Source organism: Pseudomonas sp. ML2-2023-3 (genome assembly GCF_037055275.1).
In the GTDB taxonomy this organism is placed as follows: domain Bacteria; phylum Pseudomonadota; class Gammaproteobacteria; order Pseudomonadales; family Pseudomonadaceae; genus Aquipseudomonas.
This window is the reverse complement of record NZ_CP146343.1, coordinates 950,114-975,941: the sequence shown is the minus strand read 5'-3', so window position 1 is coordinate 975,941 and position 25,828 is coordinate 950,114. Positions and strand designations below refer to the sequence as shown.

Below are 25,828 nucleotides of genomic sequence, written 5' to 3'. Positions count from 1 at the left end.
TATCATGCGCACCCTGTGAAACCCGCGATGTTGGTCTTTTTGCCATGACACTCCCCAGCGACCTGCCCCCCGAACTCAGCCATAAAGGCGTGCGAGCGGCCGATCGCCTTGGATTTACCCTGTTTGTGGCGGCGCTGATTCATATCGCGGTGATTGTGGGCGTGGGTTTCAGCATGACCGAACCCAAACAGATCAGTAAAACCCTGGAGATCACGCTCTCCACATTCAAAAGCGAAAAGGCCCCGGAGAAAGCGGACTTTCTGGCTCAGGACAATCAGCAAGGCAGCGGCACGCTGGATAAAAAAGCCGTGCCCAAGACCACTGAAGTTGCTCCTTTCCAGGACAACAGCGTCAAAAAGGTCACTCCGCCGCCGGCCGCCAGGCCCGAGCAGACCCAAACCGCACCCAAGGCTGCCGTGACCACCGTGGCGCCAGCCCCGAAAAAAGCGCCGAGCCAGCCGCAAAAGGTCAAGACCGAAGCCGCGCCCAAGGCCAGCATTCCAACGTTCGACAGCTCCCAGCTGTCCAGCGAGATATCCAGCCTGGAGGCCGAACTGGCCAACGAGCAGCAGTTGTACGCCAAGCGCCCGAAGATCTACCGCATGAGTGCGGCCTCGACCATGCGCGACAAGGGCGCCTGGTACAAAGAGGACTGGCGCAAGAAGATCGAGCGCATCGGCAACCTGAATTACCCCGAACAGGCACGTCGCGAAAAAATCTACGGCAAGCTGCGGCTGCTGGTGTCGATCAACCGGGACGGTTCGCTGCATGAAGTGCTGGTGCTTGAGTCATCGGGCCAGCCGCTGCTGGATCAGGCTGCTCAACGCATCGTGCGCCTGGCCGCACCCTTTGCACCGTTCACGGGCGACCTGGCAGACATCGACCGGCTCGAAATCATCCGCACCTGGAAGTTCGCCCAAGGCGATCGGCTTTCGAGCAACTGAGGTAAAACCTGTAGTCGCTGCCGAAGACTGCGATGGGGCGCACCGCGGCCCTGGCTTTTGAAGGTCCTGCGGACCTTATCGCAGCCTTCGGCAGCGACTACAGGGCTTTTATCATCCTCAAACTTGTCAGTTCACGTTGCCAGCGCCACACTAAGACTCATGAAAAACCACGCACCGACTTACCTCAAGCATCAATTCCTGATCGCCATGCCGCACATGGCCGACCCGAATTTTGCCCACACCTTGACCTACATCGTCGAGCACACGGCCAGTGGGGCCATGGGACTGGTGATCAATCGCCCGCTGGAACTGAGCCTGGCGGACATTCTTGAGCAGTTGCGCCCGGAAAAACTCTCCTCGGCCCTGTGCCAGCACGTTCCGATCTATGGCGGTGGGCCAGTGATGACTGACCGTGGATTTGTCCTGCACCCCACGGGAATGAGCTTTGACGCCACCGTCGAGCTGGCTGACGGGCTGGCCCTCAGCACCTCGGCCGATGTGCTGTTCAGCATTGCCGACGGGCACGGCCCGAACCGCAGCCTGATTTGCCTGGGCTATGCCGGGTGGGACGCTGGCCAGCTGGAAGCCGAACTGGTCGACAATGCGTGGCTGACCTGCCCGTATTCCGCTGACGTCCTGTTTGAAACCCCTAGCGAGCTGCGCCTCGACGCGGCCGCGAAACACCTCGGAGTGAACCTCAATTTGTTAAGCACCCAAGCAGGCCATTCCTGATGGCCGGCCTTCGTTTACTGCTGGGCTTTGACTACGGCACCCGATCCATCGGTGTCGCTGTCGGCCAGATGATTACCGGCCAAGCCCGCGAGCTATGCAACTTGAAAGCCGAAAATGGCATTCCCAGGTGGGAAGAAATTGAAAAGCTGATCAAGGAATGGCAGCCCGACGCAATGGTGGTCGGCATGCCGTTGAACATGGACGGTACCCCAAGCGACTTCTGCGCCCGTGCGCAAAAATTTGCCAACCGTCTGAATGGCCGCTTCAATCTGCCCGTTTTCACCCACGATGAACGCCTGACCACCTTCGAGGCCAAGGGCGAACGCCGGGCCCAGGGCGGCCAGCGCGGCAGCTACCGCGACAACCCCGTCGATGCCATCGCCGCCAAGCTGGTGCTGCAAGGCTGGCTCGACGAAAACCCGGCTCAAACCCAAGACTGACCCGGCGCTTGTATCACTTGACCCGCCCCGTTGTTTGCGCCCGCCGCTGCACGTTTTGCTGCGCGGGCCTTTAAAGGAGCCACCATGATCCTGCCTGTTCCCGCTGAACTGATCTCCCAGATGGCCCTTGATCTCAAGGCCCACCTTGCCCGTCGCGGCATCACTGAACCGAATTTTATCGGTATCCGCACTGGCGGCATCTGGGTTGCCCAGGCGCTGCTGCGGGCGCTCAACAGCGATGCTCCGCTGGGTACGCTGGACGTATCGTTCTACCGCGATGACTTCAGCCAGAACGGCCTGCACCCGCAAGTGCGTCCCTCTGAGCTGCCGTTCGAAATCGAAGGCCAGCACCTGGTGCTGATCGACGACGTGCTGATGAGCGGTCGCACCATCCGCGCGGCACTTAACGAACTGTTCGACTATGGACGTCCGGCCAGCGTGACGCTGGTCAGCCTGCTGGACCTGGACGCGGCCGAGCTGCCGATCCGGCCGGATGTGGTGGGGGCGACCTTGTGCCTCAAGCCGAGCGAGCGGGTGAAGTTGTCCGGCCCTGCGCCACTGACACTCGAACTTCAAGACCTAGCCCTTCCTGCCCATTAAGAGATGAGACCATTGCGATGACGCCTACAGACGCCAAGCGCCCGCTGCAGCTCAATGATCAGGGCCAGCTGCGCCACTTTCTGTCGCTCGACGGTTTGCGCCGCGAGCTGCTGACTGAAATCCTCGACACCGCTGACTCGTTCCTTGAAGTCGGTGCCCGAGCGGTGAAAAAAGTCCCGTTGCTGCGCGGCAAGACCGTATGCAACGTGTTCTTCGAGAACTCCACTCGCACCCGTACCACCTTTGAAATGGCCGCCCAGCGCCTGTCTGCCGACGTGATCACGCTCAACGTGTCGACCTCGTCGGCGAGCAAGGGCGAGACCCTGCTCGACACCCTGCGCAACCTTGAAGCCATGGCCGCTGACATGTTCGTGGTACGCCACGGCGACTCCGGTGCCGCCCACTTCATTGCTGAGCACGTGTGCCCTCAGGTAGCGATCATCAATGGTGGCGACGGCCGTCACGCGCACCCGACCCAGGGCATGCTCGACATGCTGACCATTCGTCGGCACAAGGGCGGTTTTGAGAACCTGTCGGTGGCCATCGTCGGCGACATCCTGCACTCGCGGGTCGCGCGCTCGAACATGATCGCCCTCAAGACCCTCGGCTGCCCTGACATCCGCGTGATTGCACCCAAGACCTTGCTGCCGATCGGCATCGAGCAATATGGGGTGAAGGTCTACACCGACATGACCGAAGGCCTGAAAGACGTCGACGTGGTGATCATGTTGCGCCTGCAGCGCGAGCGCATGTCCGGCGGCCTGTTGCCGAGCGAAGGCGAGTTCTACCGCCTGTTCGGCCTGACCACTGCACGCCTGGCCGGTGCCAAGCCCGATTGCATCGTGATGCACCCGGGCCCCATCAACCGCGGGGTCGAAATCGAGTCCGCCGTGGCCGACGGTCCGCACTCGGTGATTCTCAACCAAGTGACCTACGGCATTGCCGTACGCATGGCCGTGTTGTCCATGACCATGAGCGGACAAACCGCCCAGCGCCAATTCGAACAGGAGAACGCCCAGTGAAGCTCAGCATTCTCGGCGCCCGTGTAATTGATCCGGGCACCCAGCTGGATCAAGTGACTGACCTGCATCTGGAAGCCGGCAAGATCATTGCCATTGGCGCAGCGCCAGCCGGTTTCACCCCGACTCAAACCATTGAGGCCCAGGGCCTGGTAGCCGCCCCCGGCCTGGTTGACCTGAACGTCGCCCTGCGCGAACCGGGTTACAGCCGCAAAGGCACCATTGCCAGCGAAACCCGTGCTGCGGCAGCCGGTGGCGTCACCAGCCTGTGCTGCCCGCCGCACACCAAGCCGGTACTGGATACCTCGGCGGTGGCCGAGCTGATCCTGGACCGCGCCCGCGAAGCCGGAAACTGCAAAGTGTTCCCCATTGGCGCACTGAGCAAGGGCCTGGAGGGCGAGCAGCTTGCAGAGCTGATCGCTTTGCGCGACGCCGGCTGTGTGGCGTTTGGCAATGGCCTCAACAGCTTCACCAACACCCGCACCCTGTGCCGGGCACTGGAATACGCGGCCACGTTCGACCTGACGGTGATTTTCCACTCCCAGGACCGTGACCTGGCCGAAGGCGGTATTGCCCACGATGGCGCGATGGCCGCGTTCCGTGGTTTGCCGGGCATCCCGGAAACCGCCGAGACCGTGGCGCTGGCCCGGGATCTGCTGCTGGTTGAGCAAAGCGGTGTGCGCGCCCACTTCAGTCAACTGACCAGTGCACGGGGTGTGGCCCTGATCGCCCAGGCCCAGGCACGCGGCCTCAAGGTCACTGCCGATGTGGCGCTGTATCAGCTTATTTTGACGGATGAGGCCCTGGAGGATTTCTCCAGCGTTTACCACGTGCAACCGCCGTTGCGTACCCGTGCCGACCGTGATGGTCTGCGCGAGGCGGTGAAGTCGGGTGTGGTGCAAGCCATCTCCAGCCATCACCAGCCCCACGAACGCGACGCCAAACTGGCACCGTTCGGGGCTACCGAAGCGGGCATGAGCAGTGTTGAAGTATTGCTGCCGCTGGCGATGACCCTGGTAGAAGACGGCCTGCTGGACTTGCCGACACTGCTTTCTCGTCTCAGCGCAGGCCCGGCTCAGGCGCTGCGCCTACCGGCCGGCAAGCTGGCGGTAGGCTCGGCTGCAGACCTGGTGCTGTTTGACCCGGCGGCCTCGACCCTGGTCGGCGAAAAATGGCATTCCAAAGGCGATAACTGCCCGTTCCTCGGCCATTGCCTGCCGAGTGCCGTGCGTTACACGCTGGTGGATGGTCGGATCAGTTACGAAGGCTGAAGGCTGAAGTGCACCCTGTGGGAGCGGGCTTGCTCGCGATTGGATTAACTCGGTCTTTCAGAAGGACCGAGGTGCCTGAATCGCGAGCAAGCCTGCTCCCACAGGCTTTAATGTGCGACGGTTTAACGACGCTCTGCGTTCTTGATCGAGATCTGCTCGTTCAAGGTCCAGAAGTCATACAGGATACCGATCAGGAACAAACCACCGGTAAACAGGTAGATGATCCCGGTGATCCATTTGCCCATGTACATGCGGTGTACGCCGAACAACCCCAGAAACGTCAGCAGAATCCAGGCCACGCTGTAGTCTGTGTCACCTGAGGTGAATCGCAAGTCAGCTTCACGGTCCATGCTCGGGATCAGGAACAAGTCGATCAACCAGCCAATTCCCAACAAGCCCAAGGTGAAAAACCAGATCGTCCCGGTCACCGGCTTGCCGTAATAGAAGCGATGCGCCCCCAGAAAACCGAAAATCCACAGCAGGTAGCCCAGCACTTTGCTGTGAGTATCGCGTTGTATATCGTCTCGATAGCCGCTCATAAATGCCCTCGTTGCTGCTGATAGAAAAATATTGTGAAGTTTTTTGTGACTTTTTTACTGTCGTGCAAAAGGTAAAAGTGTCTTACAAGAAATGGCGCAAAGCCTTATAGGACCTGACCTGCGCCGTCACCATGTGACAATTTGCCACCACCTTTGCGGAATTTGACCCCATAGTCCAACTGACAAATGGCCTGAGAAAGGACAAAAAAGCTGTTATAAAGTTTCGCGTTTATAACCATTGAGCCCTGCCGAATGCGTCCTATATTCAAGACATGGCTAACCATTTGCCTATTATTGCCACTGGCCGCCCACGCCACCAATCGTGAGCAACATCTTCCTTCGGGCTTCACCGGCTACACCGCAAAGTCATCTGCGGGCGCCGCTTACGTTGCCTCTAACAGCAAGACCGTAGCACGTCCTGCAGCCAGTAAAGCCCATCGCAAAGCCCCAGGCAAAATTGCGACCGCTTCACTGGCAGCCGCCAACAAGCAAAGCAGCACGGTCCTGAGCCGCGCTGTAAACGTGTTGGGCACCCCTTATCGTTGGGGCGGCAGCAGCCCAAGCAAAGGGTTTGACTGCAGCGGCCTGGTCAAATATGCCTTCAATGACGTTGCAGCAGTCGACTTGCCGCGCACTTCAAGCGAAATGGCCAGTGGTCATGGTCAGAAGGTCGAACGCAAGGACCTGAAGCCTGGCGACCTGCTGTTTTTCAACATCAAGAGCCGCAAGGTCAACCACGTTGCCATCTACCTGGGCAACGACCGGTTCATCCACGCTCCGCGTCGCGGCAAGTCGGTCACTATCGACACGCTGAAAAAGCCTTACTGGCAGAGCCACTACGTGGTCGCCAAGCGCGTATTACCTAAAGAGAAAGCCCCGCTGCAGGTTGTACAACGCTAAAGCTGTGGGAGCGGGCTTGCTCGCGATGGGAGCGATGTGGTTCACCCGCTGAACCGCGCCGCCTGGATCGCGAGCAAGCCCGCTCCCACAGAAACAACACCCCCACCCGATTATTGCATCAATCCCTGCTCCCTCAGCCTGTTCAGGCCCATTTCAAGCGTCTGCATGCCCACCGCTGCGCCGGTCTGGATCGCTGAAACCATCTGCGCCACCTTGTTCTCCCGAATCAGATGTCGAATCGCAGGCGTAGCCAGCATGATTTCGTGAGCCGCCACACGCCCCCCTCCTGCTTTTTTCACCAGTGTCTGGGAAACCACGGCCAGCAGTGACTCCGAGAGCATGGCGCGCACCATTGCCTTTTCGTCGCCGGGAAACACATCCACCATCCGGTCGATGGTCTTGGCCGCCGACGATGTGTGCAGCGTGGCAAACACCAGATGCCCGGTTTCTGCCGCTGTCAGCGCCAGCCTGATGGTGTCCAGGTCGCGCATCTCGCCCAGCATGATCACATCCGGGTCTTCGCGCATGGCCGAACGCAAGGCGGCTGCAAAGCTGTGGGTGTGGCGATGCACCTCGCGCTGGCTGATCAGGGACTGACGCGGCGGGTGGATAAACTCGATCGGGTCCTCAAGGGTGAGGATGTGCCGTTGGCGGGTGCGGTTGAGGTGATCAATCATCGCCGCCAGGGTGGTGGTCTTGCCCGAGCCCGTCGCGCCCGTGACCAGGACCAGCCCGTGGGGTGCCTGGCAGAGCTGGCTGAATACGTCGCCCAGGCCCAGCGATTCAAGGCTGGGCACTGTCTCGGCTATGCGGCGAAACACGGCTCCGGGGCCGCGCTGCTGTTCGAAAACATTGACCCTGAAGCGACCCAGCCCCGGCAGGGCGTACGCAAAATCGGCTTCGAGTCGCGCCTCAAACCCTCGGCGCTGTGCTTCACTCATGACGCCCTGGACTAGCCTTCGCACTTGCCCTGCCTCCAGCACCGGCAAATCGCAACGCTGCATGTCACCGTCAATGCGCAGCATCGGCACCACGCCCGCTGACAGGTGCAAGTCCGAAGCCCCGTGGTTGACGCTTAACGCCAACAGGTCGGCGATATCCATCCCCCCTCCCAATTCCAGTAGAATGCCGCAGACTTTCACAACGGCGGGCTAAACGAATGTCCACGATAGCAGGCAACATTGCACAGGTTGAGGCTCGCATCCGTGCAGCAGCACTGGCTGTGCAACGTGATGTAACGAGCATTCACCTGCTCGCTGTCAGCAAGACCAAACCTGCCGCCGCACTGCGTGAAGCCTATGCCGCAGGGGTTCGCGACTTTGGCGAAAATTACCTGCAGGAAGCCCGCGCCAAACAGGTCGAATTAGCCGACCTGCCCTTGTGTTGGCACTTCATCGGCCCCATTCAATCGAACAAGACGCGCGACATCGCCGAGCATTTTGCGTGGGTGCATTCCGTTGACCGGCTCAAGATTGCCCAGCGCTTGTCTGACCAGCGCCCGGCAGACTTGCCGCCGCTCAACATCTGCATTCAGGTCAATGTCAGTGGCGAGGCCAGTAAATCGGGCTGTAACCCGGCAGACTTGCCTGCGCTGGCGGCCGCAATCAGCGCGCTGCCCCGTTTGAAACTGCGCGGCTTGATGGCGATTCCGGAACCAACGCAAGACCGCGCCGAGCAGGACGCCGCATTTGCGACGGTACGTACGCTGCAAGAGAGCCTGAACATGGGGCTCGACACGCTTTCGATGGGCATGAGCCACGACCTTGAGTCGGCTATTGCCCAAGGTGCCACCTGGGTGCGCATTGGCACCGCATTATTTGGCGCCCGCGATTACGGCCAGGCCTGAAGAGGCCTTCTCTTTTTTTATAAGGATCGGTTATGAGCAAAACGCGTATTGCCTTTATCGGCGCCGGCAACATGGCTTCCAGCCTGATCGGCGGCCTGTTGGCCAAAGGTCTGGATGCAGCACAGATCCGCGCCAGCGATCCCGGTGCCGAGACCCGGGCCAAAGTGGCCGCCGAGCACGATATCGAGCTGTTTGCCGATAACGCCCAAGCCATTCAAGACGCCGATGTGATTGTGATCGCAGTCAAGCCACAGGCCATGAAAGCCGTGTGCCAGGACCTGCGCCCGCACCTCTTGCCACATCAGTTGCTGGTATCGATTGCCGCAGGCATTACCTGCGCCAGCCTCTTCAACTGGCTGGGCAACCAACCGCTGGTACGCTGCATGCCCAACACCCCGGCGCTGCTGGGCAAAGGCGTGAGCGGCCTGTACGCCACCGCCGGCGTCAGCGCCGAGCAACGCCAGCTGGCTGAGCAACTGTTGAGCGCCGTGGGCATTGTGGTGTGGGTTGATACCGAAGCGCAGATCGATGCCGTGACCGCCGTGTCCGGCAGTGGTCCTGCGTACTTCTTCTTGCTGATCGAAGCCATGACCGAGGCTGGCGTCAAGCTCGGCCTGCCCCGCGAAGTCGCCAAGCAGCTTGCCGAGCAGACCGCCCTGGGCGCCGCGCACATGGCCGTGGGCAGCGATGTCGACGCCGCCGAACTGCGCCGCCGCGTGACTTCGCCAGCCGGCACCACCGAAGCTGCAATCAAATCATTCCAGGCCGACGGCTTCGCAGCCTCGGTCGAAAAAGCATTGAGTGCCGCCGCGCACCGCTCGGCCGAAATGGCCGAACAACTGGGTCAATAAGGAGCACATGATGTCAGGACTAAATGGCGCAGCCATTTTCGTAATTCAAACCCTGGGTAGCCTCTACCTGCTGATCGTACTGCTGCGGTTCATCCTGCAGCTGGTGCGCGCCAACTTCTACAACCCGCTGTGCCAGTTCACGGTCAAGGCCACCCAGCCTTTGCTCAAGCCTCTGCGCCGGGTGATTCCAAGCCTGTTCGGCCTGGACATGTCGTCCCTGGTACTGGCTATCGTCGTGCAGATGGTGATTTTCGCCGTGGTACTGACGCTCAGCTACATGTCGTTCAACGTGCTGGGCCTGCTGCTGTGGGCGATCATTGGCGTGACCGCACTGTTTTTGAAGGTGTTCTTCTTCGCCATGATCATCAGCGTGATCCTGTCGTGGGTTGCACCGGGCAGCACCAGCCCGGGCGCTGAACTGGTCAACCAGATCACCGAACCTGCACTGGCACCGTTTCGCCGCTTCCTGCCAAGCATGGGCGGCCTGGATATCTCGCCGATCCTGGCGTTCATGGTCATCCAGTTGATCCAGAGCTACGTGATCCCGCCATTGGCGATGTACGTCGGCATGCCGGTCGTGTTGTTCGGCCTGATCTGATGGGCTACTTCCGTTGGGACGGCGAGGACCTGATTCTCGACTGTCACCTGCAACCCAAGGCCAGCAGCGACGAGTTCGCTGGCTTGCACGGTGATCGTCTGAAAATCCGCCTCACTGCCCCGCCGGTAGAAGGCAAGGCCAATGCCCACCTGATGGCTTTTCTGGCCAAGGCGTTTGGCATCTCCAAAAGCCAGGTAAGCCTGATCAGCGGCGAACTGAACCGTCAGAAACGAGTGCGCTTGCACGGCCCGAAAAAACTGCCGGACCTGCCGGGGCTGGCCAGGCCATGAACCAAAATTTGTAGTCGCTGCCGCAGGCTGCGAAGAGTTGCGTAGCGACTCGTTGTCCAGGGGGCGCCCACGATCCCCTTCGCAGCCTGCGGCAGCGACTACAGGTTTGGGTCAGCTCATAAAATCAGCCCAGACCATTGCTTGCTGCTGGGTCCCCCGCTCATTAGACTTACGCCTCATTTAAATGAGAGCAGGGTCGATGCCAGCTGCCTTTCCCCCCGATTCCGTTGGTCTGGTTGTGCCGCAAACGGCGCACTTCAACGAGCCCCTGGCGTTAGCCTGCGGCCGCTCGCTGCCTGCCTACGACCTGATTTACGAAACCTACGGCCAGCTCAATGCCACCGCCAGCAATGCGGTACTGATCTGTCATGCGCTGTCAGGGCACCATCATGCGGCGGGCTATCACAGCGCCGATGATCGCAAGCCCGGCTGGTGGGACAGTTGCATCGGTCCCGGCAAGCCAATCGACACCAACAAGTTCTTCGTCGTCAGCCTGAACAATCTGGGCGGCTGCAACGGCTCTACCGGCCCCAGCAGCACCAACCCCGAAACCGGTCGCCCGTTTGGCGCCGAGTTCCCGGTATTGACCGTCGAAGACTGGGTCCACAGCCAGGCACGTCTGGCCGACCGGCTGGGCATCTACCAGTGGGCCGCCGTGATCGGTGGCAGCCTGGGCGGCATGCAGGCGCTCCAGTGGAGCATCAGCTACCCGGATCGCCTGCGCCATTGTCTGGCGATTGCCTCGGCACCCAAATTGTCTGCGCAAAACATCGCGTTCAACGAAGTCGCCCGCCAGGCCATCCTCACCGACCCCGAGTTCCACGGCGGTTCGTTCCAGGAAAAAGGCGTAATCCCCAAGCGCGGCCTGATGCTGGCACGCATGGTAGGGCACATCACCTATCTGTCCGATGACTCGATGGGTGAAAAATTCGGCCGTGGCCTGAAAAACGAAAACCTCAACTACGACTTCCACAGCGTCGAGTTCCAGGTCGAGAGTTACCTGCGTTATCAGGGTGAAGAGTTCTCCGGGCGTTTCGACGCCAATACCTACCTGCTGATGACCAAGGCGCTGGACTACTTCGACCCCGCGGCCAATTTCGACGACGACCTGGCCAAAACCTTTGCCGGTGCCAAGGCGCGCTTTTGCGTGATGTCGTTCACCACCGACTGGCGCTTCTCGCCGGCCCGTTCGCGGGAGCTGGTGGATGCCCTGATGGCCGCGAAAAAAGACGTGTGCTATCTGGAAATCGACGCTCCGCAGGGCCATGACGCCTTCCTGATCCCGATTCCGCGCTACCTGCAAGCCTTCAGCAACTACATGAACCGAATAGAACTGTGAGAACGCCATGAGAGCCGACCTGGAAATCATCCAAGACTGGATCCCCGCCGGCAGCCGCGTGCTCGACCTCGGTTGTGGTGATGGTGAGCTGCTGAGCTGGCTGCGCGACAACAAACAAGTCACCGGCTACGGCCTGGAAAACGACCCGGACAATATCGCCGAGTGCGTTGCCAAGGGCATCAACGTCATCGAGCAAGACCTCGACAAAGGCCTGGGCAACTTCGCCAGCAACAGTTTCGACATCGTGGTCATGACTCAGGCGCTGCAAGCCGTGCATTACCCCGACCGGATCCTCGACGAGATGCTGCGTGTGGGTCGCCAATGCATCATCACCTTCCCCAACTTCGGCCACTGGCGCTGCCGCTGGTACCTGGCCAGCAAGGGACGGATGCCGGTTTCCGACTTTCTGCCCTACACCTGGTACAACACGCCGAACATCCACTTCTGCACCTTCGAAGACTTCGAAGCGCTGTGCCGTGGTCGTGAAGCCCGGGTGATCAACCGTCTTGCCGTGGATCAACAACACCGACACGGGTGGGCAAGCAAGATATGGCCTAACCTGTTGGGCGAGATTGGCATTTATCGTGTCAGCAGCCCTGGCCTTCAAGATCATCAGGTCGCGGTCTAAACCAGCAAGTTCAAGGAGAGTGACAATGGGTCGTATTGGATTACTACTGCTTTCAATGTGTTTTGGCATGCAGGCGTTTGCCGGTGACGGCACCTCTGCCCAGCGTCAGCAGACGTTTGGCGACACAACGGTGTATTACAACGCGTTCCCGTCGACTTTCCTGACGCCGGACATCGCCAACGAATTTCAAGTCACCCGCAGCAAAACCAATGCGGTCCTGAACATCACCCTGAACAAGGGCGGCAAAAACATTGCCGCCAACGTTCAGGGCACGGTCCAGAGTGGCGACGCCAAACCGACACCGCTGACGTTCCGGCAGGTGGGCAAGAACGGCGAAATCAACTATCTGGCCCAGTTCCCGGTAGCCGGACCGCAAACCTTCACCTTCAAGGTGGATGTGAAGGCTGGCGGCGCAACCTCTGAAACCATCCAATTTTCTCAAATGGTCGCTCCAATCGAATGATGAACCTCACGCAACTGGTACTGGCTAGCCACAACGCCGGCAAACTCAAAGAACTTCAGGCCATGCTCGGCGAGTCGGTGCAGTTGCGCTCGATTGGAGAGTTCAGCAGCGTCGAACCGGATGAGACCGGTTTGTCGTTTGTTGAAAACGCGATTCTCAAAGCCCGCAATGCGGCGCGCATCTCGGGTTTGCCGGCACTGGCCGACGATTCGGGGCTGGCGGTGGACTTTCTCGGTGGCGCGCCGGGCATCTATTCGGCGCGTTACGCTGACGGCCAAGGTGACGCGGCGAACAACGCCAAGCTGCTGGACGCCCTCAAGGACGTGCCTGAAGCCGAGCGCGGCGCACAGTTTGTCTGCGTGCTGGCGCTGGTGCGCCACGCCGATGATCCGCTGCCGATTATCTGCGAAGGCTTGTGGCACGGGCGCATCCTGCCTGTGGCCAGTGGCGAACACGGTTTTGGCTATGACCCGCTGTTCTGGGTCCCGGAGCGCAACTGCTCCAGCGCCGAACTCAGCCCGATCGAGAAAAACCAGCTGAGCCATCGTGCCCGGGCCATGGTTCTTCTGCGTCAGCGTTTGGGCCTGAAATGACCCACGACACACCTCCACAGCCGCTCTATCTGGGCGCGGCTGGCTTTACCCAGCAGGCGCCACGCGCGCCGCTGAGCCAATTGCCACCCCTGTCGCTGTACATCCATATCCCGTGGTGCGTGCGCAAATGCCCGTACTGCGACTTCAACTCCCACACCGCAAGCCCGGTGCTGCCCGAAGACGAGTACGTCGACGCGCTGCTGGCCGATCTTGATCAGGACCTGCATGCCGTCTATGGCCGTGAGCTGAGCTCGATATTTTTCGGCGGCGGCACACCCAGCCTGTTCAGCGCGCAATCCCTGGGGCGCTTGCTCAAGGGTGTTGAAGCGCGTACCCCGTTTGCCAGCGATATCGAAATCACCCTGGAAGCCAACCCCGGTACGTTCGAGCAGGAAAAGTTCGTGGCCTACCGCCAACTGGGGATCAATCGCCTGTCGATTGGTATCCAGAGCTTCCAGCAAGAAAAACTGCAGGCCCTGGGCCGCATCCACAACGGTGACGAGGCCGTGCGTGCCGCCGGGATGGCGCGTCAGGCGGGCTTTGACAATTTCAACCTGGACTTGATGCACGGCTTGCCCGATCAGTCGCTGGAAGACGCCCTGGGCGACCTGCGCCAGGCGATCGCACTCAAGCCGACCCACCTGTCGTGGTATCAACTGACACTGGAACCCAATACCGTGTTCTGGAACCAGCCGCCGGTTCTGCCTGAAGACGACACCTTGTGGGATATTCAGGAAGCCGGCCAGGCACTGCTCGCCGAACACGGCTACGCCCAGTACGAAGTTTCGGCTTATGCCCAGCCCGGTCGTGCGGCGCGGCATAACCTCAACTACTGGAGCTTTGGCGACTTTATCGGCATCGGCGCCGGAGCCCACGGCAAATTGAGCCATCCCGATGGCCGTATCGTACGCACCTGGAAAACCCGCCTGCCGAAGGACTACCTGAATCCAGCTAAAAACTTTCAAGCAGGCGAGAAAACCCTTACAGCCGAAGAGCTACCTTTCGAGTTTCTAATGAACGCCTTGCGCCTGACCGATGGCGTCGACTCGGTGCTCTACCCTCAGCGCACCGGGTTGCCCCTGGAAAGCCTGAGCATTGGACGTAAAGAAGCCGAACAAAGTGGCTTATTGCAGGTCGAACCGTCACGCCTGGCGGCAACCGCCCGGGGCCAGCTGTTTCTCAACGACTTGTTGCAGCACTTTTTGACCTAAGGAACTCGAATGGACTTGGTACTTGACCTGCTTGCCACCGTATCGCGCTGGAGCCGCAGCCATCTCTCGGAGATCGCTCTGGCATTGATTGGCTGTGTGCTGGTGCTGTTTGGTGCCGACTTCAAGGGCTGGGTCGAACAACGTCTGGGCAGCATCGCCGGCGCCTTGCGCGTTCCGCTGATGGCCTTGCTGTGCCTGATCGGCAGCGGCGCTGCGTTGATCTATGCCACGCCGTGGGTAGAGCGCGGATTGAGCCAGTTCAACAACTACAGCCTGGCGCCGGTGTTGTTGGTGGTGCTGGTGTTGATCGGGGTTGTGGCGGATCGACGGGGGTAGACGTACCTGACTGTAGTCGCTGCCGAGGCACGAGGCTGCGACCGGCGGCGAAGCCGTCGCACTTACCTCGTGGATCTTCAAAGAAACGGGTTGCTACGCAACCCTTCGCAGCCTTCGGCAGCGACTACGCCAGTTTTTCGAACTTCAAATCCCACACGCCATGACCCAGACGTTCGCCGCGGCGTTCGAACTTGGTCACCGGGCGCTCAGGCGGACGCGGCACGCAAAGGCCATCTTCAGCCAGGTTGCGGTAGCCCGGCGCGACGTTCATCACTTCCAGCATGTATTCAGCGTACGGTTCCCAATCGGTAGCCATGTGCAGCACGCCACCGGCCTTGAGCTTGGAGCGCACCAGCTCGGCGAAGGACGCTTGCACGATCCGGCGCTTGTGGTGACGGCTCTTGTGCCAAGGGTCCGGGAAGAACAGCAACAGACGGTCAAGGCTGTTGTCTGCCACGCAACGGGTCAGCACTTCGATCGCATCGCAATCGTAAACCCGCAGGTTGGTCAGGCCCTGGGTCAGCACGCCATTTAACAGCGCGCCCACACCCGGGCGGTGAACCTCTACCCCGATGAAGTCCTGCTCAGGCGAAGCAGCCGCCATTTCCAGCAGGGAATGGCCCATGCCAAAGCCGATTTCGAGGGTACGCGGCGCGGAGCGGCCGAACACCTGATCAAAATCGACCGGCGCGTCAGCCAGCGGCAGTACATAGAGCGGCGTGCCTTGATCGAGGCCGCGTTGCTGGCCTTCGGTCATGCGCCCGGCGCGCATCACAAAACTCTTGATGCGGCGGTGTTGGCGATCTTCGCCTTCTTCCGGGATTGGGGTGTCTAGTGATTCAGTCATCAGTGGCTCTTACTTGATCAGACCATCCAGCGGCGAAGAGGCGCTGGCATAGAGTTTTTTCGGCATGCGCCCGGCCAGATACGCCAGACGGCCCGCCACAATGGCGTGCTTCATGGCTTCGGCCATGATGATCGGGTGCTGGGCGTTGGCGATGGCCGAGTTCATCAGCACCGCCTCACAGCCCATTTCCATGGCAATGGTCGCGTCGGAGGCAGTACCCACACCCGCATCGACCAGCACCGGAATTTTTGCTTCTTCAAGAATGATGCGCAGGTTGTACGGATTGCAGATCCCCAAACCTGTACCAATCAGGCCAGCCAGCGGCATCACGGCAATACAGCCCATGGCTTCAAGCTCGCGGGCAATGATCGGGTCATCACTGGTGTACACCATGACGTCAAAACCGTCCTTGACCAGAATCTCGGCGGCCTTGAGGGTTTCGATGACGTTGGGGAACAGGGTCTTCTGATCTGCCAGCACTTCGAGCTTGACCAGCTTGTGGCCATCGAGCAGTTCACGGGCCAGGCGGCAGGTGCGCACGGCTTCGACCGCGTCATAGCAACCGGCGGTGTTCGGCAGGATGGTGTAGCGATCCGGCGGCAACACGTCCAGCAGGTTGGGCTCGCCCGGGTTCTGGCCGATGTTGGTGCGACGCACAGCAACAGTGACGATTTCAGCACCCGAGGCTTCGATGGCCAGGCGGGTTTCTTCAAGGTCACGGTACTTGCCGGTGCCTACCAGCAAACGCGACTGATAGGTACGGCCAGCCAGGATAAAGGGCTTGTCGCTGCGAACGTTGCTCATCGGGAATCCTCTTTAATTGTGTGCACTGTGGGCCGGGCGTGAAGTGTGTGGCAAAACCTAGCCGCCACCGATGGCGTGCACCACTTCAACCTGATCGCCTGCTTTGAGTACCGTTTCGGCATGCTGGCTGCGCGGGACAATGTCCAGATTGAGCTCGACCGCGACCCGACGGCCCGTCAGCTCCTGGCGTGCCAGCAGATCCGCGACGGTCTCGCCGTCCGGTAGTTCAAAGGATTCACCGTTCAACTGAATGAGCATGCGCGACGCTGCCTTCATTTTAAGGGGCCAGCATTCTAGCCCGATCAGTCAGGCCGACCCAAGCCATTCATCTTGTGGTCTCAGCTCAGGCGCCAGGCGGCCAGCCCCAAACACAGCCAGCCGGCCAAAAATGCCAGGCCACCGAAGGGTGTAATGATCCCCAGCTTGCTGATGCCAGTCATGGTCAGCAGGTACAGACTGCCCGAGAACAGCACGATCCCGAGGGCGAAACAGATACCTGCCCAGGTCACCAGGCGTCCGGGCAGATGCGTGGCAAGCAATGCCACGCCGAAAAGGGCCAGGGTGTGGACCAGTTGGTAGGTCACACCTGTATGAAAAATAGCCAGATACTGCTCACTCAAGCGACCTTTCAGGCCGTGGGCGGCGAATGCGCCCAGCGCAACACCGGTAAAGCCAAAGAAAGCGGCCAGCATCAAATAAGTGCGCAGCATGGGGTAACTCCAGTCAGGATCATCGAATGGCGCAGGGTCTGTATAATGGCCCGCTCAACGGGTTCGGCCAAGCCATCTATGCTGCGTTTTCTTGTTCACCGCTTTCTTAAAGCCCTGCTCTGGTTCGCAGTGGGCAGCGCATTGCTGGTGCTGATCTTTCGCTGGGTGCCACCACCCGGCACTGCACTGATGGTCGAGCGCAAGGTCGAGTCCTGGTTCGATGGTGAGCCCATCGACCTGCAGCGCAGTTGGCGGCCGTGGGATGAAATCTCCAACGACCTCAAAGTCGCAGTCATGGCTGGCGAGGATCAGAAATTTCCCGAGCACTGGGGTTTCGACTTCGGTGCAATCCGCGCTGCCCTGGTGCACAACGAGCAGGGCGGCACATTGCGCGGCGCCAGCACGCTGAGCCAGCAAGTGTCGAAGAACCTGTTTTTATGGTCGGGCCGCAGCTGGTTACGCAAGGGCCTGGAAGCCTGGTTTACCGGGTTGATTGAAATCCTTTGGCCCAAGCAGCGAATTCTTGAGGTGTATCTCAACAGTGCAGAGTGGGATGAAGGCGTATTCGGCGCAGAAGCGGCAGCTCGCCATCACTTCGGTGTGAGTGCCAAGAACCTTTCAACCCAGCAGGCCAGCTACCTGGCAGCGGTGCTGCCCAGCCCGCTGAACTGGAGTGCCAGCCACCCCAGCACCTACGTGAGCCGCCGCGCAGGCTGGATTCGCCAGCAAATGCGCCAGTTGGGCGGTGATAGCTACCTCGACACCCTGAATAACTCGCGCAAGGCGCCGTGGGCTGACTGAAGCAGCCCCCCACACCATCCGCGCCGTAGAATGAACGCAATTGCAACACATACAAAAACGCCCCGACTCTTGCGAGCCGGGGCGTTTTTTTATCGAGCCGGGTTAGGCGGCAATCGACAGTTTGAGCTTGTTCATCGCGCTTTTTTCAAGCTGACGAATCCGCTCGGCAGACACGTTGTACTTCTGTGCCAGGTCGTGCAGCGTGGCTTTCTCTTCAGCCAGCCAGCGCTGATACAGAATGTCGCGACTGCGGTCGTCCAGCACTTCCAGCGCTTCATGCAGGTTGCTGGTGGAGTTATCGGTCCAGTCAGCATCTTCCAGTTGGCGCGCCGGGTCGTACCGATGGTCTTCCAGGTAGTTGGCTGGCGACTGGAATGCACTGTCGTCGTCAGCTTCAGCTGCCGGGTCGAAGGCCATGTCATGACCGGTCAGGCGGCTTTCCATCTCGCGCACTTCGCGAGGCTCTACGCCGAGGCTTTCAGCCACACGATGAACTTCGTCGTTGTTCAGCCAGGCCAAACGTTTTTTCTGGCTGCGCAGGTTGAAGAACAGTTTGCGCTGAGCCTTGGTGGTCGCAACTTTCACGATCCGCCAGTTACGCAAAATGAACTCGTGGATCTCTGCCTTGATCCAGTGAACGGCGAACGACACCAGACGCACGCCCATTTCAGGGTTAAAGCGTTTGACCGCCTTCATCAGGCCGACGTTGCCTTCCTGGATCAGGTCAGCCTGAGCCAGGCCATAGCCCGAATAACTACGGGCAATGTGTACAACAAAACGCAGGTGGGCGAGCACCATCTGCCGAGCCGCCCCCAAATCCTGCTCATAATAGAGACTCTCGGCCAGTTCACGCTCCTGCTCCGGTGTCAGCAGTGGAATGCTGTTCACCGTGTTGACATAGGCCTCAAGGTTCGCACCAGGGACCAACGCATACGCAGGTTGCAAAGAAGTGGTCATACGAAAAAACCTCCGTCTTACATAACTCGTGCAGTTCAGCACTGCGAAAGTTGACCGGAAACCTGGAAAAAAGTTCCCAAAAAAAGCTGAAAAGGTCAACAGGTGTAAAGACACTACTTGGGCGAAAGCTCACGTAAGTGACGCGCGACTGCAATCCATGCACCGATATACCCTAACAACACCGCGCCAAGCAAGAGAGACAGACCATCGGCTACCGGCACACCCGCCAGGGCAAAATTGCTGCCATACAGACCAGCCAATCCCACCACCGCGTCGTTTAGCCAATTCAGGCCGAAAGCCAAAACGCCCCAGGAAAGCACTCCCGCACCGAAACCATACAGCGCGCCCATGTACAGAAATGGCCTGCGCACATAGCTGTCAGTACCACCGACCAGCTTGATGACTTCAATTTCGATACGACGATTCTCGATATGCAAACGAATCGTATTACCGATGACCAGCAGCAAAGCTGATACCAGCAACACCGTCAAGCCAAACACAAAACGGTCACCCAATTTCAGGATGGCCGCCAAGCGCTCGACCCAGACTAGATCAAGTTGCGCCTGTTGCACATTTGGCAACTGCGCAAGACGCTCGCGAAGCGCCTCAAGTGTGGCTTTATCGACCTCGGCCGGGGTCACGAGCACTACGCCCGGCAACGGGTTATCGGGCAGTTCTTTAAGCGCTTCGCCCAGCCCAGACTGCTGCTGGAACTCTTCAAGAGCTTTTTCACGGCTGATGAATTCTGCGTCAGCCACCCCCGCCATACCTTTTATCTGATCGCTGAGTTTTTCACCCTGCTCGCTGCTGGCATCCATCTGCAAGTACAGAGAGATTTGCGCTGCACGCTGCCAGGAACCTCCCAAGCGCTCGACGTTGTTAAGCAACAACGACAAGCCCATGGGCAGACTCAGAGCAACGGCCATCACCAGACAGGTAAAAAAACTGCCAATGGGCTGCTTGCCCAGGCGCTTGAGGCTATCGAGCAAGCTTGCACGGTGGGCCTCAACCCAGGCGTGAAACAACATGCCAAAGGTCGGACCATCGTCATCGTCGTGTTTTTTCTTCGGTGGCTGCGGATCGGCTGCCTTGGGTGCTACGCGTTCGGACACTTTGGAGCTGCGTGTTGCACTCATACGGCGGCCTCCCCGTCGCCAATCAATCGCCCGCGCTGCAAGGTCAGCATACGATGGCGCATGCGTGCGATCAGGGCCAGGTCATGGCTGGCGATCAGTACGCTGGTGCCCAAACGGTTGATGTCTTCAAATACGCCCATGATTTCCGCCGCCAGACGCGGATCGAGGTTACCGGTGGGCTCATCGGCCAGCAGCAAGGCCGGACGATGGACAATGGCTCGGGCAATGCCCACGCGTTGTTGCTGACCTGTGGACAAGTCACCTGGATAAAGATCGGTTTTGTCCGACAGCGCAACACGCTCCAGCGCCGAGTCGACTCGCTTGGCGATTTCAGGTTTGGACAACCCGAGAATCTGCAGCGGCAAGGCGACGTTGTTGAACACCGTGCGATCAAACAACAGCTGGTGGTTCTGGAACACCACGCCGATCTGGCGACGCAAGAAAGGAATCTGCGCATTGCTGATCTGCCCCAGGTCCTGCCCGGCCAGCAGCAACTTGCCGGTGGTCGGACGTTCCATCGCCAGCAGCAGGCGCAACAGCGTGCTTTTACCTGCGCCGGAGTGGCCGGTCACAAAGAGGAATTCGCCCCGACGGACCCGAAAGCTCAGCTCGTGCAGGCCCACGTGTCCATTTGGATAGCGCTTACCGACCTGCTCGAAACGAATCATGGACGCTCCCGCTCCGCAAACAGAGCCTGGACAAAGGGTTCGGACTCAAAGTCACGCAAATCATCAATGCCTTCACCCACACCGATAAAGCGGATCGGGATATTGAATTGCTTGGCCAAGGCGAAAATCACCCCGCCCTTGGCCGTGCCGTCCAGCTTGGTCAGCGCCAGGCCTGTGAGGGCAACGGTCTGATCAAACTGCTTGGTCTGGCTGATAGCGTTCTGCCCCGTGCCAGCATCAAGCACCAGCAACACTTCGTGCGGGGCGTCGGCGTCGAGCTTGCCGATAACCCGACGAACTTTCTTGAGTTCTTCCATCAGATTGTCTTTGGTGTGCAGGCGACCGGCGGTATCAGCGATCAATACGTCGATGCCACGGGCCTTGGCGGCTTGCACGGCGTCAAAAATCACCGATGCCGAGTCAGCGCCAGTGTGCTGGGCAATGACCGGGATATGGTTGCGCTCGCCCCACACCTGCAACTGCTCAACGGCCGCGGCGCGGAAGGTATCACCGGCCGCCAGCATGACTTTCTTGCCTTCAAGCTGCAGCTTTTTGGCCAGCTTGCCTATGGTGGTGGTTTTACCGGCACCGTTGACGCCCACCACCAGAATCACGAATGGCTTGTTTTGCGATTCGATTTTCAGCGGCTGTTCAACCGGCTTGAGCATGGCCGCCAGCTCGTCCTGCAACGACTTGTACAGTGCGTCGGCATCGGTCAATTGCTTGCGGGCGACTTTCTGCGTCAGGTTTTTAATGATCACCGACGTTGCTTCAACGCCCACATCGGCGGTCAGCAAACGGGTTTCGATCTCTTCGAGCAAATCGTCATCAATGGCCTTTTTACCCAGAAACAGGCTGGCCATGCCTTCGCCAATGCTGGCGCTGGTCTTGGACAGACCTTGCTTGAGACGGGCAAAGAAGCCTGTCTTGGGTTCAGCGGCAACCACCGGAGCCGGCACCGGGGCTTCAACCACAGGAGCGGCTGCAGCCACTACAGGAGCTGGCACGATGACCGGCTCAACAACGGCAACTGGCTCTGGCTCTGGCTCTGGCTCAACGATGGGTTCAACCACCTCGGGCTCTTCAACCACAGGCTCCGGGGCAATCACCGGCTCGGGAACAACCACCTCGGGCTCAGGAATCGGAGGCACGACATGCGGCGCTTGCACGTCGGCAACCAGTGCCACCGGCTCTTCGGGAACAGGCAACGGCGGCCAGGGCGCCGCCTCAGGGGCGACAGGCGGTTCAATGGCTGGCTCAACCGCTGGTGCTGCGGCCACGACGACCACTTCAGGCGTTGCCTCGACGACCACAGTGGCCTCAATCAACGGCTGCGGGGTAATTTCGGGCGCAGGCGCGGGCTGTTCCACGACGGTTTCCTGCGGCTTTCTGCGCAGCCATCCGAACAGGCCTTTTTTCTCGCCAGCCGCAGCTGGGTTCTTCTTGTCGTCGTTGGAACCAAACATGGAGGACGGCTATCTCATCGTAGCGGTGCGCCACTGTGGCGCCCCGGCAAATAATATTCGGTGTGAAACAGACTGTAATTTTGTCAGCTTGTTCGCACGCAACTGTGTTCAGAGGGTAAAACGCACCTCGTGAACTTCGTCTTAACTCGGGTCTGTCACGGGAAAGTCGGCAAAAATGCGAAATTTACCGGGATACATCCACACTTCCAAGCGGGCTCCTATACTGCCCGATCAACCTTAGTCTGATCGTAAATGGCCTGATAGGCGTGGCCGCCGGTAAAACGGATCAGTATCCTAGCACCTCCTCACCTGCAGACGCTAAGGCCGAGCAGGTAGCCCAACAGGTTAAAAAACGAATGAATCTAGCCCGCCGCGCTGCTGGCCTGTTGCTCAGCACAGTTTTACTTCCGCTTTCGGCCCTGGCGGCCGAACCGCAGCCTACTCACGAGTTCCGCCTGGACAATGGCCTGAAAGTCATTGTGCGCGAAGACCATCGCGCGCCCGTAGTGGTCTCCCAGGTCTGGTACAAAGTGGGTTCCAGTTTCGAGACGCCCGGCAAGACCGGCCTGTCCCACGCCCTTGAGCACATGATGTTCAAGGGCAGCAACAAGGTCGGCCCCGGCGAGGCCTCGTTGATCCTGCGCGACCTTGGCGCCCAGGAAAACGCCTTCACCAGCGACGACTACACCGCCTATTACCAGGTGCTGGCCCGCGACCGCCTGGGCGTGGCCTTTGAACTTGAGGCCGATCGCATGGCCAGCCTTCGCCTGCCGCCTGAAGAGTTCAAGCGCGAGATCGAAGTGATCAAGGAAGAACGCCGCCTGCGCACCGACGACCAGCCCATGAGCAAAGCCTACGAGCTGTTCAGTGCTATGGCCTTCCCGTCCAGCGGCTACCACACTCCGACCATCGGCTGGATGGTGGACCTTGAGCGCATGAGCGTTGGCGAACTGCGCGCATGGTATGAAGAGTGGTATGCGCCCAACAACGCCACGCTGGTCGTGGTCGGCGACGTGACCCCGGATGAAGTCAAAGCCCTGGCTCAACGCTACTTCGGGCCTGTTCCAAAACGCGAAATTCCTGTCGCCAAAATCCCGCTGGAGCTGCCAACCCCTGGCGAGCGCCTGCTCAAGATCCACGTACAGACCCAACTGCCAAGCTTGATGCTGGGCTTTAACGTGCCAAGCATTGCGACGGCCAAAGACCCGATCACCGCCAATGCCCTGCGCCTGATTTCTGCGCTGCTGGACGGCGGCTACAGCGCACGCATGCCGACCCAGCTTGAGCGCGGTGAAGAACTGGTCTCCGGGGCATCGTCCAGCTACAACGCCTTCACCCGTGGCGACAGCCTGTTCATGCTTTCAGCAATGCCCAACAGCCAGAAAAAAGTCACCATGGCCCAGGCCGAAGCGGGTTTGTGGCGTTTGCTCGACGACCTGAAAAAGACCCCGCCTACCACTGAAGAACTTGAGCGCGTGCGTGCCCAGGTGATTGCCGGCCTGGTCTACGAGCGCGACTCGATCACCAGCCAGGCCACCTCGATTGGCCAACTGGAAACCGTCGGCCTGTCCTGGAAGCTGATGGACTCCGAGCTGGCTGACCTGCAAAAGGTCACACCGGCCGATATCCAGCAAGCCGCCCGCACCTATTTCACTCGCGACCGCCTGAGCGTTGCGCATGTTCTGCCCGAGGAGAAAACCCATGAGTGAGCGTAAAGCCTCCCGCTTCGCCCTGCTCGGTCTGAGCGCTGCCGTTCTGGTTGGCGCACTCGGCTACTTTTTTGCCAATCCCGACCAATCGGTTGCAAGCCAGGCGCTGGACAAGGCCAAGACCGAGCAAAAACTCCAGTCATTGGCCGAACTCGACGGCAAGGCTCCCAGCCACCGTGCGCTGAACGTGCAAACCTGGAAAACTGCCGAAGGCTCCAAAGTGCTGTTCGTCGAAGCACGGGAGCTGCCGATGTTCGACCTGCGCCTGACCTTCGCCGCCGGCAGCAGCCAGGACGACAACACGCCAGGCCTGGCACTGCTGACCAACGCCATGCTCAACGAAGGCGTGGCCGGCAAAGATGTAGGCGCCATCGCCCAGGGCTTTGAAGGCCTGGGTGCCGACTTCGGCAATGGTGCTTATCGCGATATGGCCGTTGCCTCACTGCGCAGCCTGAGCGATGTGGACAAACGCACTCCGGCGCTCAATCTGTTCGCCGAGGTGGTGGGCAAGCCGACATTCCCGGCTGACTCCCTGGCGCGGATCAAAAACCAGTTGCTCGCCAGCTTTGAGTTCCAGAAGCAAAACCCCGGAAAACTGGCCAGCGATGAGCTGTTCAAGCGCCTGTACGGCGATCACCCGTACGCTCACGCCAGCGATGGCAACGCCCAAAGCATCACCTCTATAACCATCGATCAACTCAAGGCCTTCCACAACAAGGCCTACACCGCTGGCAACGCAGTCATTGCGATCGTTGGCGACCTGTCTCGCGCTGAAGCAGAAGCCATCGCAGCCCAGGTTTCGGCCGCGCTGCCCAAGGGCCCGGCCGTTGCAAAAACAGTGCAACCGAGCGAGCCAAAACCCGGCGCAACCCACATCGAGTTCCCGTCCAAGCAAACCCACTTGCTGGTGTCCCAGCTGGGCATTGACCGTGACGATCCCGACTATGCCGCACTGGCTTTGGGCAACAGCATCCTGGGTGGCGGCGGTTTCGGCACGCGCCTGATGACTGAAGTGCGTGAAAAGCGCGGCCTGACCTATGGCGTGTATTCCGGCTTCAGCCCGATGCAAGCCCGTGGCCCGTTCATGATCAACCTGCAAACCCGTGCCGAATTGAGCGAAGGTACGCTCAAATTGGTGCAAGACATTTTGGCTGATTACCTGAAAAATGGTCCGACGCAAAAAGAACTCGACGATGCCAAGCGTGAACTGGCAGGCAGCTTCCCGCTGTCCACTGCCAGCAACTCAGCCATCGTCGGCCAACTTGGCGCAATGGGCTTCTATGATTTGCCTTTGGACTATCTTGAAACCTTCATGCAGAAATCCCAGGACCTGACCACCGATCAGGTCAAGGCCGCCATGAACAAGCACCTGAGCGCCGACAAAATGGTCGTAGTGACCGCTGGCCCAACCGTGCCGCAAAAACCACTGCCACCTCCTACCGACAAACCTTCAGAGCAACCTCTTGGGGTTCCGGAGCATTAATGGCAAAGCCAAAAAACACATCGCACTCAGGTGCGGGTCAGTTACGCATCATTGGCGGGGAATGGCGCAGCCGCAAGCTCGACTTCCCCCATGTAGAGGGCCTGCGTCCGACACCGGATCGCGTGCGAGAAACCCTGTTCAACTGGTTGGCCCCGCACATCGGCGGCGCCAAGGTACTGGACGTATTCGCCGGCAGCGGCGCGCTGTTCCTTGAAGCCATGTCCCGCGGCGCAGCCAAAGGCGTGGCACTGGACAGCAACCGCGATGCGATTTCCAACATTCGCGAGAACATGGGCATCCTGCGCTGCACGGTCGGCGAAGTGCAGCAGACCGACGCCCTTCGTTATCTGGACGCGACGGCAACTGACACGTTCGACGTGGTTTTCCTGGACCCGCCGTTCAACAAGGACCTGCTCAAGCCGGCCTGCGACCTGCTGGAGCAACGCGGCTGGCTGGCCGATGACGCATGGGTTTACACCGAAAGCGAAGTCCGCCCATCGGAACTGAGCCTGCCTGCCAACTGGCGCCTGCACCGCGAGCAAAAAGCCGGGGGCGTGAACTACGCCCTGTGGCAGCGTGAGGCTGCGGCCGCACAATAACCTGTAGCCGCTGCCGCAGGCTGCGATCGAGCCCGAAGGGATTGCTCT

The 25,828-nt window shown here is 59.9% G+C and carries 31 protein-coding genes; 21 read left to right on the top strand and 10 right to left on the bottom strand.

Features of this window, described 5'->3' with window-relative positions:
- Window positions 1–44 precede the first annotated feature (44 nt).
- The 6 genes from V6P94_RS04520 (at window position 45) to V6P94_RS04495 (ending at window position 5,006) form a co-directional block, all read left to right on the top strand.
- Window positions 45–944, top strand: a complete 900-nt coding sequence (locus V6P94_RS04520; RefSeq protein WP_133075177.1) for a TonB family protein — start codon at window positions 45–47, stop codon at window positions 942–944.
- 159 nt (window positions 945–1,103) lie between these two features.
- On the top strand, window positions 1,104–1,676 hold the full coding sequence (locus tag V6P94_RS04515; protein ID WP_133075176.1) for a YqgE/AlgH family protein: 573 nt from the start codon (window positions 1,104–1,106) through the stop codon (window positions 1,674–1,676).
- On the top strand, window positions 1,676–2,116 hold the full coding sequence (gene ruvX, locus V6P94_RS04510; RefSeq protein ID WP_133075175.1) for a Holliday junction resolvase RuvX: 441 nt from the start codon (window positions 1,676–1,678) through the stop codon (window positions 2,114–2,116). Before V6P94_RS04515 ends, ruvX begins: the two co-directional genes overlap by 1 nt.
- 84 nt (window positions 2,117–2,200) lie before the next feature.
- Window positions 2,201–2,716 carry a bifunctional pyr operon transcriptional regulator/uracil phosphoribosyltransferase PyrR gene (gene pyrR, locus V6P94_RS04505; protein ID WP_133075174.1) on the top strand — a complete coding sequence of 172 codons (516 nt, stop codon included), beginning with the start codon at window positions 2,201–2,203 and terminating at the stop codon, window positions 2,714–2,716.
- A gap of 17 nt (window positions 2,717–2,733) precedes the next feature.
- A complete protein-coding gene (locus V6P94_RS04500) occupies window positions 2,734–3,738 on the top strand; it encodes an aspartate carbamoyltransferase catalytic subunit (RefSeq protein WP_019828034.1) in 1,005 nt (334 codons plus the stop codon).
- A complete protein-coding gene (locus tag V6P94_RS04495) occupies window positions 3,735–5,006 on the top strand; it encodes a dihydroorotase (RefSeq protein ID WP_338649040.1) in 1,272 nt (423 codons plus the stop codon). Before V6P94_RS04500 ends, V6P94_RS04495 begins: the two co-directional genes overlap by 4 nt.
- Window positions 5,007–5,128: 122 nt before the next feature.
- On the opposite strand, the gene V6P94_RS04490 is transcribed toward V6P94_RS04495, so the two are convergent.
- Window positions 5,129–5,545, bottom strand: coding sequence for a TM2 domain-containing protein (locus V6P94_RS04490; protein WP_133075172.1), 417 nt, complete (start codon window positions 5,543–5,545; stop codon window positions 5,129–5,131).
- Window positions 5,546–5,797: 252 nt separating this feature from the next.
- On the opposite strand from V6P94_RS04490, the gene V6P94_RS04485 reads away from it, so the two are divergent.
- Window positions 5,798–6,445: a C40 family peptidase gene (locus V6P94_RS04485; protein WP_133075171.1), complete on the top strand. Its 648-nt coding sequence runs from the start codon at window positions 5,798–5,800 to the stop codon at window positions 6,443–6,445.
- 110 nt (window positions 6,446–6,555) lie between these two features.
- Here the strand turns inward: V6P94_RS04485 and V6P94_RS04480 are convergent, their stop codons facing one another.
- On the bottom strand, window positions 6,556–7,548 hold the full coding sequence (locus V6P94_RS04480) for a type IV pilus twitching motility protein PilT (protein WP_338649039.1): 993 nt from the start codon (window positions 7,546–7,548) through the stop codon (window positions 6,556–6,558).
- A 56-nt stretch (window positions 7,549–7,604) separates the two neighbouring features.
- On the opposite strand from V6P94_RS04480, the gene V6P94_RS04475 reads away from it, so the two are divergent.
- From V6P94_RS04475 to V6P94_RS04430, 10 genes are all read left to right on the top strand, one after another.
- A complete protein-coding gene (locus V6P94_RS04475) occupies window positions 7,605–8,291 on the top strand; it encodes a YggS family pyridoxal phosphate-dependent enzyme (protein ID WP_133075169.1) in 687 nt (228 codons plus the stop codon).
- Window positions 8,292–8,323: 32 nt separating this feature from the next.
- Complete coding sequence (gene proC, locus V6P94_RS04470) at window positions 8,324–9,142, top strand: pyrroline-5-carboxylate reductase (protein WP_133075168.1); 819 nt, start codon at window positions 8,324–8,326, stop codon at window positions 9,140–9,142.
- 10 nt (window positions 9,143–9,152) lie between these two features.
- Window positions 9,153–9,740, top strand: a complete 588-nt coding sequence (locus V6P94_RS04465) for a YggT family protein (RefSeq protein WP_133075167.1) — start codon at window positions 9,153–9,155, stop codon at window positions 9,738–9,740.
- Window positions 9,740–10,030, top strand: a complete 291-nt coding sequence (locus V6P94_RS04460; protein ID WP_133075166.1) for a DUF167 domain-containing protein — start codon at window positions 9,740–9,742, stop codon at window positions 10,028–10,030. Before V6P94_RS04465 ends, V6P94_RS04460 begins: the two co-directional genes overlap by 1 nt.
- A gap of 199 nt (window positions 10,031–10,229) precedes the next feature.
- Window positions 10,230–11,369, top strand: a complete 1,140-nt coding sequence (locus tag V6P94_RS04455) for a homoserine O-acetyltransferase (RefSeq protein WP_133075165.1) — start codon at window positions 10,230–10,232, stop codon at window positions 11,367–11,369.
- A 7-nt stretch (window positions 11,370–11,376) separates the two neighbouring features.
- Window positions 11,377–11,997, top strand: a complete 621-nt coding sequence (gene metW, locus V6P94_RS04450) for a methionine biosynthesis protein MetW (protein ID WP_133075164.1) — start codon at window positions 11,377–11,379, stop codon at window positions 11,995–11,997.
- Between the two features lie 25 nt (window positions 11,998–12,022).
- Window positions 12,023–12,460: a DUF4426 domain-containing protein gene (locus V6P94_RS04445; protein ID WP_133075163.1), complete on the top strand. Its 438-nt coding sequence runs from the start codon at window positions 12,023–12,025 to the stop codon at window positions 12,458–12,460.
- Window positions 12,457–13,053, top strand: a complete 597-nt coding sequence (gene rdgB, locus V6P94_RS04440; RefSeq protein ID WP_133075162.1) for an RdgB/HAM1 family non-canonical purine NTP pyrophosphatase — start codon at window positions 12,457–12,459, stop codon at window positions 13,051–13,053. The genes V6P94_RS04445 and rdgB overlap by 4 nt, the downstream gene beginning before the upstream one ends.
- Window positions 13,050–14,264 (top strand): radical SAM family heme chaperone HemW, encoded by a 1,215-nt coding sequence (gene hemW / locus V6P94_RS04435; RefSeq protein ID WP_133075161.1) that lies wholly within the window; start codon window positions 13,050–13,052, stop codon window positions 14,262–14,264. Before rdgB ends, hemW begins: the two co-directional genes overlap by 4 nt.
- 9 nt (window positions 14,265–14,273) lie before the next feature.
- Window positions 14,274–14,600: a DUF3392 domain-containing protein gene (locus V6P94_RS04430; RefSeq protein ID WP_046810379.1), complete on the top strand. Its 327-nt coding sequence runs from the start codon at window positions 14,274–14,276 to the stop codon at window positions 14,598–14,600.
- Window positions 14,601–14,724: 124 nt separating this feature from the next.
- Here the strand turns inward: V6P94_RS04430 and trmB are convergent, their stop codons facing one another.
- From trmB to V6P94_RS04410, 4 genes are all read right to left on the bottom strand, one after another.
- Entirely contained in the window at window positions 14,725–15,447 is a 723-nt protein-coding gene (trmB, locus tag V6P94_RS04425; protein ID WP_133075160.1) for a tRNA (guanosine(46)-N7)-methyltransferase TrmB, read from the bottom strand.
- A 9-nt stretch (window positions 15,448–15,456) separates the two neighbouring features.
- Window positions 15,457–16,251, bottom strand: coding sequence for a thiazole synthase (locus tag V6P94_RS04420; protein ID WP_048361267.1), 795 nt, complete (start codon window positions 16,249–16,251; stop codon window positions 15,457–15,459).
- A gap of 57 nt (window positions 16,252–16,308) precedes the next feature.
- Window positions 16,309–16,509 carry a sulfur carrier protein ThiS gene (gene thiS / locus V6P94_RS04415; RefSeq protein ID WP_016782550.1) on the bottom strand — a complete coding sequence of 67 codons (201 nt, stop codon included), beginning with the start codon at window positions 16,507–16,509 and terminating at the stop codon, window positions 16,309–16,311.
- A gap of 80 nt (window positions 16,510–16,589) precedes the next feature.
- Window positions 16,590–16,961 (bottom strand): DUF423 domain-containing protein, encoded by a 372-nt coding sequence (locus tag V6P94_RS04410; protein WP_133075159.1) that lies wholly within the window; start codon window positions 16,959–16,961, stop codon window positions 16,590–16,592.
- Window positions 16,962–17,006: 45 nt separating this feature from the next.
- Between V6P94_RS04410 and mtgA the strand changes: the two genes are divergently transcribed.
- On the top strand, window positions 17,007–17,762 hold the full coding sequence (gene mtgA, locus V6P94_RS04405; RefSeq protein WP_133075158.1) for a monofunctional biosynthetic peptidoglycan transglycosylase: 756 nt from the start codon (window positions 17,007–17,009) through the stop codon (window positions 17,760–17,762).
- Window positions 17,763–17,864: 102 nt separating this feature from the next.
- Here the strand turns inward: mtgA and rpoH are convergent, their stop codons facing one another.
- The 4 genes from rpoH to ftsY form a co-directional block, all read right to left on the bottom strand.
- Window positions 17,865–18,719 (bottom strand): RNA polymerase sigma factor RpoH, encoded by an 855-nt coding sequence (rpoH, locus tag V6P94_RS04400; RefSeq protein WP_004419731.1) that lies wholly within the window; start codon window positions 18,717–18,719, stop codon window positions 17,865–17,867.
- Between the two features lie 113 nt (window positions 18,720–18,832).
- Window positions 18,833–19,855: a permease-like cell division protein FtsX gene (ftsX, locus tag V6P94_RS04395; RefSeq protein ID WP_133075157.1), complete on the bottom strand. Its 1,023-nt coding sequence runs from the start codon at window positions 19,853–19,855 to the stop codon at window positions 18,833–18,835.
- Window positions 19,852–20,523: a cell division ATP-binding protein FtsE gene (ftsE, locus tag V6P94_RS04390; RefSeq protein WP_019828060.1), complete on the bottom strand. Its 672-nt coding sequence runs from the start codon at window positions 20,521–20,523 to the stop codon at window positions 19,852–19,854. The genes ftsX and ftsE overlap by 4 nt, the downstream gene beginning before the upstream one ends.
- Entirely contained in the window at window positions 20,520–21,989 is a 1,470-nt protein-coding gene (ftsY, locus tag V6P94_RS04385; RefSeq protein ID WP_133075156.1) for a signal recognition particle-docking protein FtsY, read from the bottom strand. Before ftsY ends, ftsE begins: the two co-directional genes overlap by 4 nt.
- A 356-nt stretch (window positions 21,990–22,345) precedes the next feature.
- On the opposite strand from ftsY, the gene V6P94_RS04380 reads away from it, so the two are divergent.
- The 3 genes from V6P94_RS04380 to rsmD are packed head-to-tail and all read left to right on the top strand — an operon-like array spanning window position 22,346 to window position 25,780.
- The gene (locus V6P94_RS04380; protein ID WP_133075155.1) at window positions 22,346–23,698 is read left to right on the top strand and encodes an insulinase family protein; all 1,353 of its coding nucleotides are present in this window, start codon (window positions 22,346–22,348) and stop codon (window positions 23,696–23,698) included.
- Complete coding sequence (locus tag V6P94_RS04375) at window positions 23,691–25,181, top strand: insulinase family protein (RefSeq protein ID WP_133075154.1); 1,491 nt, start codon at window positions 23,691–23,693, stop codon at window positions 25,179–25,181. The genes V6P94_RS04380 and V6P94_RS04375 overlap by 8 nt, the downstream gene beginning before the upstream one ends.
- Window positions 25,181–25,780 (top strand): 16S rRNA (guanine(966)-N(2))-methyltransferase RsmD, encoded by a 600-nt coding sequence (gene rsmD, locus V6P94_RS04370; RefSeq protein ID WP_133075153.1) that lies wholly within the window; start codon window positions 25,181–25,183, stop codon window positions 25,778–25,780. The genes V6P94_RS04375 and rsmD overlap by 1 nt, the downstream gene beginning before the upstream one ends.
- The last annotated feature ends 48 nt before the right edge of the window (window positions 25,781–25,828 follow it).

What these genes read in the sequence shown, in the direction of transcription:
- V6P94_RS04430 (WP_046810379.1), top strand. Translation starts at nt 14,274, where the DNA reads ATGGACTTGGTACTTGACCTGCTTGCCACCGTATCGCGCTGGAGCCGC.
- mtgA (WP_133075158.1), top strand. Translation starts at nt 17,007, where the DNA reads ATGGCCCGCTCAACGGGTTCGGCCAAGCCATCTATGCTGCGTTTTCTT.
- V6P94_RS04465 (WP_133075167.1), top strand. Translation starts at nt 9,153, where the DNA reads ATGTCAGGACTAAATGGCGCAGCCATTTTCGTAATTCAAACCCTGGGT.
- V6P94_RS04420 (WP_048361267.1), bottom strand. Translation starts at nt 16,251, where the DNA reads ATGAGCAACGTTCGCAGCGACAAGCCCTTTATCCTGGCTGGCCGTACC.
- rpoH (WP_004419731.1), bottom strand. Translation starts at nt 18,719, where the DNA reads ATGACCACTTCTTTGCAACCTGCGTATGCGTTGGTCCCTGGTGCGAAC.
- rsmD (WP_133075153.1), top strand. Translation starts at nt 25,181, where the DNA reads ATGGCAAAGCCAAAAAACACATCGCACTCAGGTGCGGGTCAGTTACGC.
- V6P94_RS04500 (WP_019828034.1), top strand. Translation starts at nt 2,734, where the DNA reads ATGACGCCTACAGACGCCAAGCGCCCGCTGCAGCTCAATGATCAGGGC.
- rdgB (WP_133075162.1), top strand. Translation starts at nt 12,457, where the DNA reads ATGATGAACCTCACGCAACTGGTACTGGCTAGCCACAACGCCGGCAAA.
- V6P94_RS04520 (WP_133075177.1), top strand. Translation starts at nt 45, where the DNA reads ATGACACTCCCCAGCGACCTGCCCCCCGAACTCAGCCATAAAGGCGTG.
- V6P94_RS04375 (WP_133075154.1), top strand. Translation starts at nt 23,691, where the DNA reads ATGAGTGAGCGTAAAGCCTCCCGCTTCGCCCTGCTCGGTCTGAGCGCT.
- trmB (WP_133075160.1), bottom strand. Translation starts at nt 15,447, where the DNA reads ATGACTGAATCACTAGACACCCCAATCCCGGAAGAAGGCGAAGATCGC.
- metW (WP_133075164.1), top strand. Translation starts at nt 11,377, where the DNA reads ATGAGAGCCGACCTGGAAATCATCCAAGACTGGATCCCCGCCGGCAGC.
- V6P94_RS04460 (WP_133075166.1), top strand. Translation starts at nt 9,740, where the DNA reads ATGGGCTACTTCCGTTGGGACGGCGAGGACCTGATTCTCGACTGTCAC.
- hemW (WP_133075161.1), top strand. Translation starts at nt 13,050, where the DNA reads ATGACCCACGACACACCTCCACAGCCGCTCTATCTGGGCGCGGCTGGC.
- proC (WP_133075168.1), top strand. Translation starts at nt 8,324, where the DNA reads ATGAGCAAAACGCGTATTGCCTTTATCGGCGCCGGCAACATGGCTTCC.
- V6P94_RS04480 (WP_338649039.1), bottom strand. Translation starts at nt 7,548, where the DNA reads ATGGATATCGCCGACCTGTTGGCGTTAAGCGTCAACCACGGGGCTTCG.
- V6P94_RS04515 (WP_133075176.1), top strand. Translation starts at nt 1,104, where the DNA reads ATGAAAAACCACGCACCGACTTACCTCAAGCATCAATTCCTGATCGCC.
- ftsX (WP_133075157.1), bottom strand. Translation starts at nt 19,855, where the DNA reads ATGAGTGCAACACGCAGCTCCAAAGTGTCCGAACGCGTAGCACCCAAG.
- ruvX (WP_133075175.1), top strand. Translation starts at nt 1,676, where the DNA reads ATGGCCGGCCTTCGTTTACTGCTGGGCTTTGACTACGGCACCCGATCC.
- V6P94_RS04380 (WP_133075155.1), top strand. Translation starts at nt 22,346, where the DNA reads ATGAATCTAGCCCGCCGCGCTGCTGGCCTGTTGCTCAGCACAGTTTTA.
- thiS (WP_016782550.1), bottom strand. Translation starts at nt 16,509, where the DNA reads ATGCTCATTCAGTTGAACGGTGAATCCTTTGAACTACCGGACGGCGAG.
- pyrR (WP_133075174.1), top strand. Translation starts at nt 2,201, where the DNA reads ATGATCCTGCCTGTTCCCGCTGAACTGATCTCCCAGATGGCCCTTGAT.
- V6P94_RS04485 (WP_133075171.1), top strand. Translation starts at nt 5,798, where the DNA reads ATGCGTCCTATATTCAAGACATGGCTAACCATTTGCCTATTATTGCCA.
- V6P94_RS04490 (WP_133075172.1), bottom strand. Translation starts at nt 5,545, where the DNA reads ATGAGCGGCTATCGAGACGATATACAACGCGATACTCACAGCAAAGTG.
- V6P94_RS04410 (WP_133075159.1), bottom strand. Translation starts at nt 16,961, where the DNA reads ATGCTGCGCACTTATTTGATGCTGGCCGCTTTCTTTGGCTTTACCGGT.
- ftsE (WP_019828060.1), bottom strand. Translation starts at nt 20,523, where the DNA reads ATGATTCGTTTCGAGCAGGTCGGTAAGCGCTATCCAAATGGACACGTG.
- V6P94_RS04455 (WP_133075165.1), top strand. Translation starts at nt 10,230, where the DNA reads ATGCCAGCTGCCTTTCCCCCCGATTCCGTTGGTCTGGTTGTGCCGCAA.
- ftsY (WP_133075156.1), bottom strand. Translation starts at nt 21,989, where the DNA reads ATGTTTGGTTCCAACGACGACAAGAAGAACCCAGCTGCGGCTGGCGAG.
- V6P94_RS04475 (WP_133075169.1), top strand. Translation starts at nt 7,605, where the DNA reads ATGTCCACGATAGCAGGCAACATTGCACAGGTTGAGGCTCGCATCCGT.
- V6P94_RS04445 (WP_133075163.1), top strand. Translation starts at nt 12,023, where the DNA reads ATGGGTCGTATTGGATTACTACTGCTTTCAATGTGTTTTGGCATGCAG.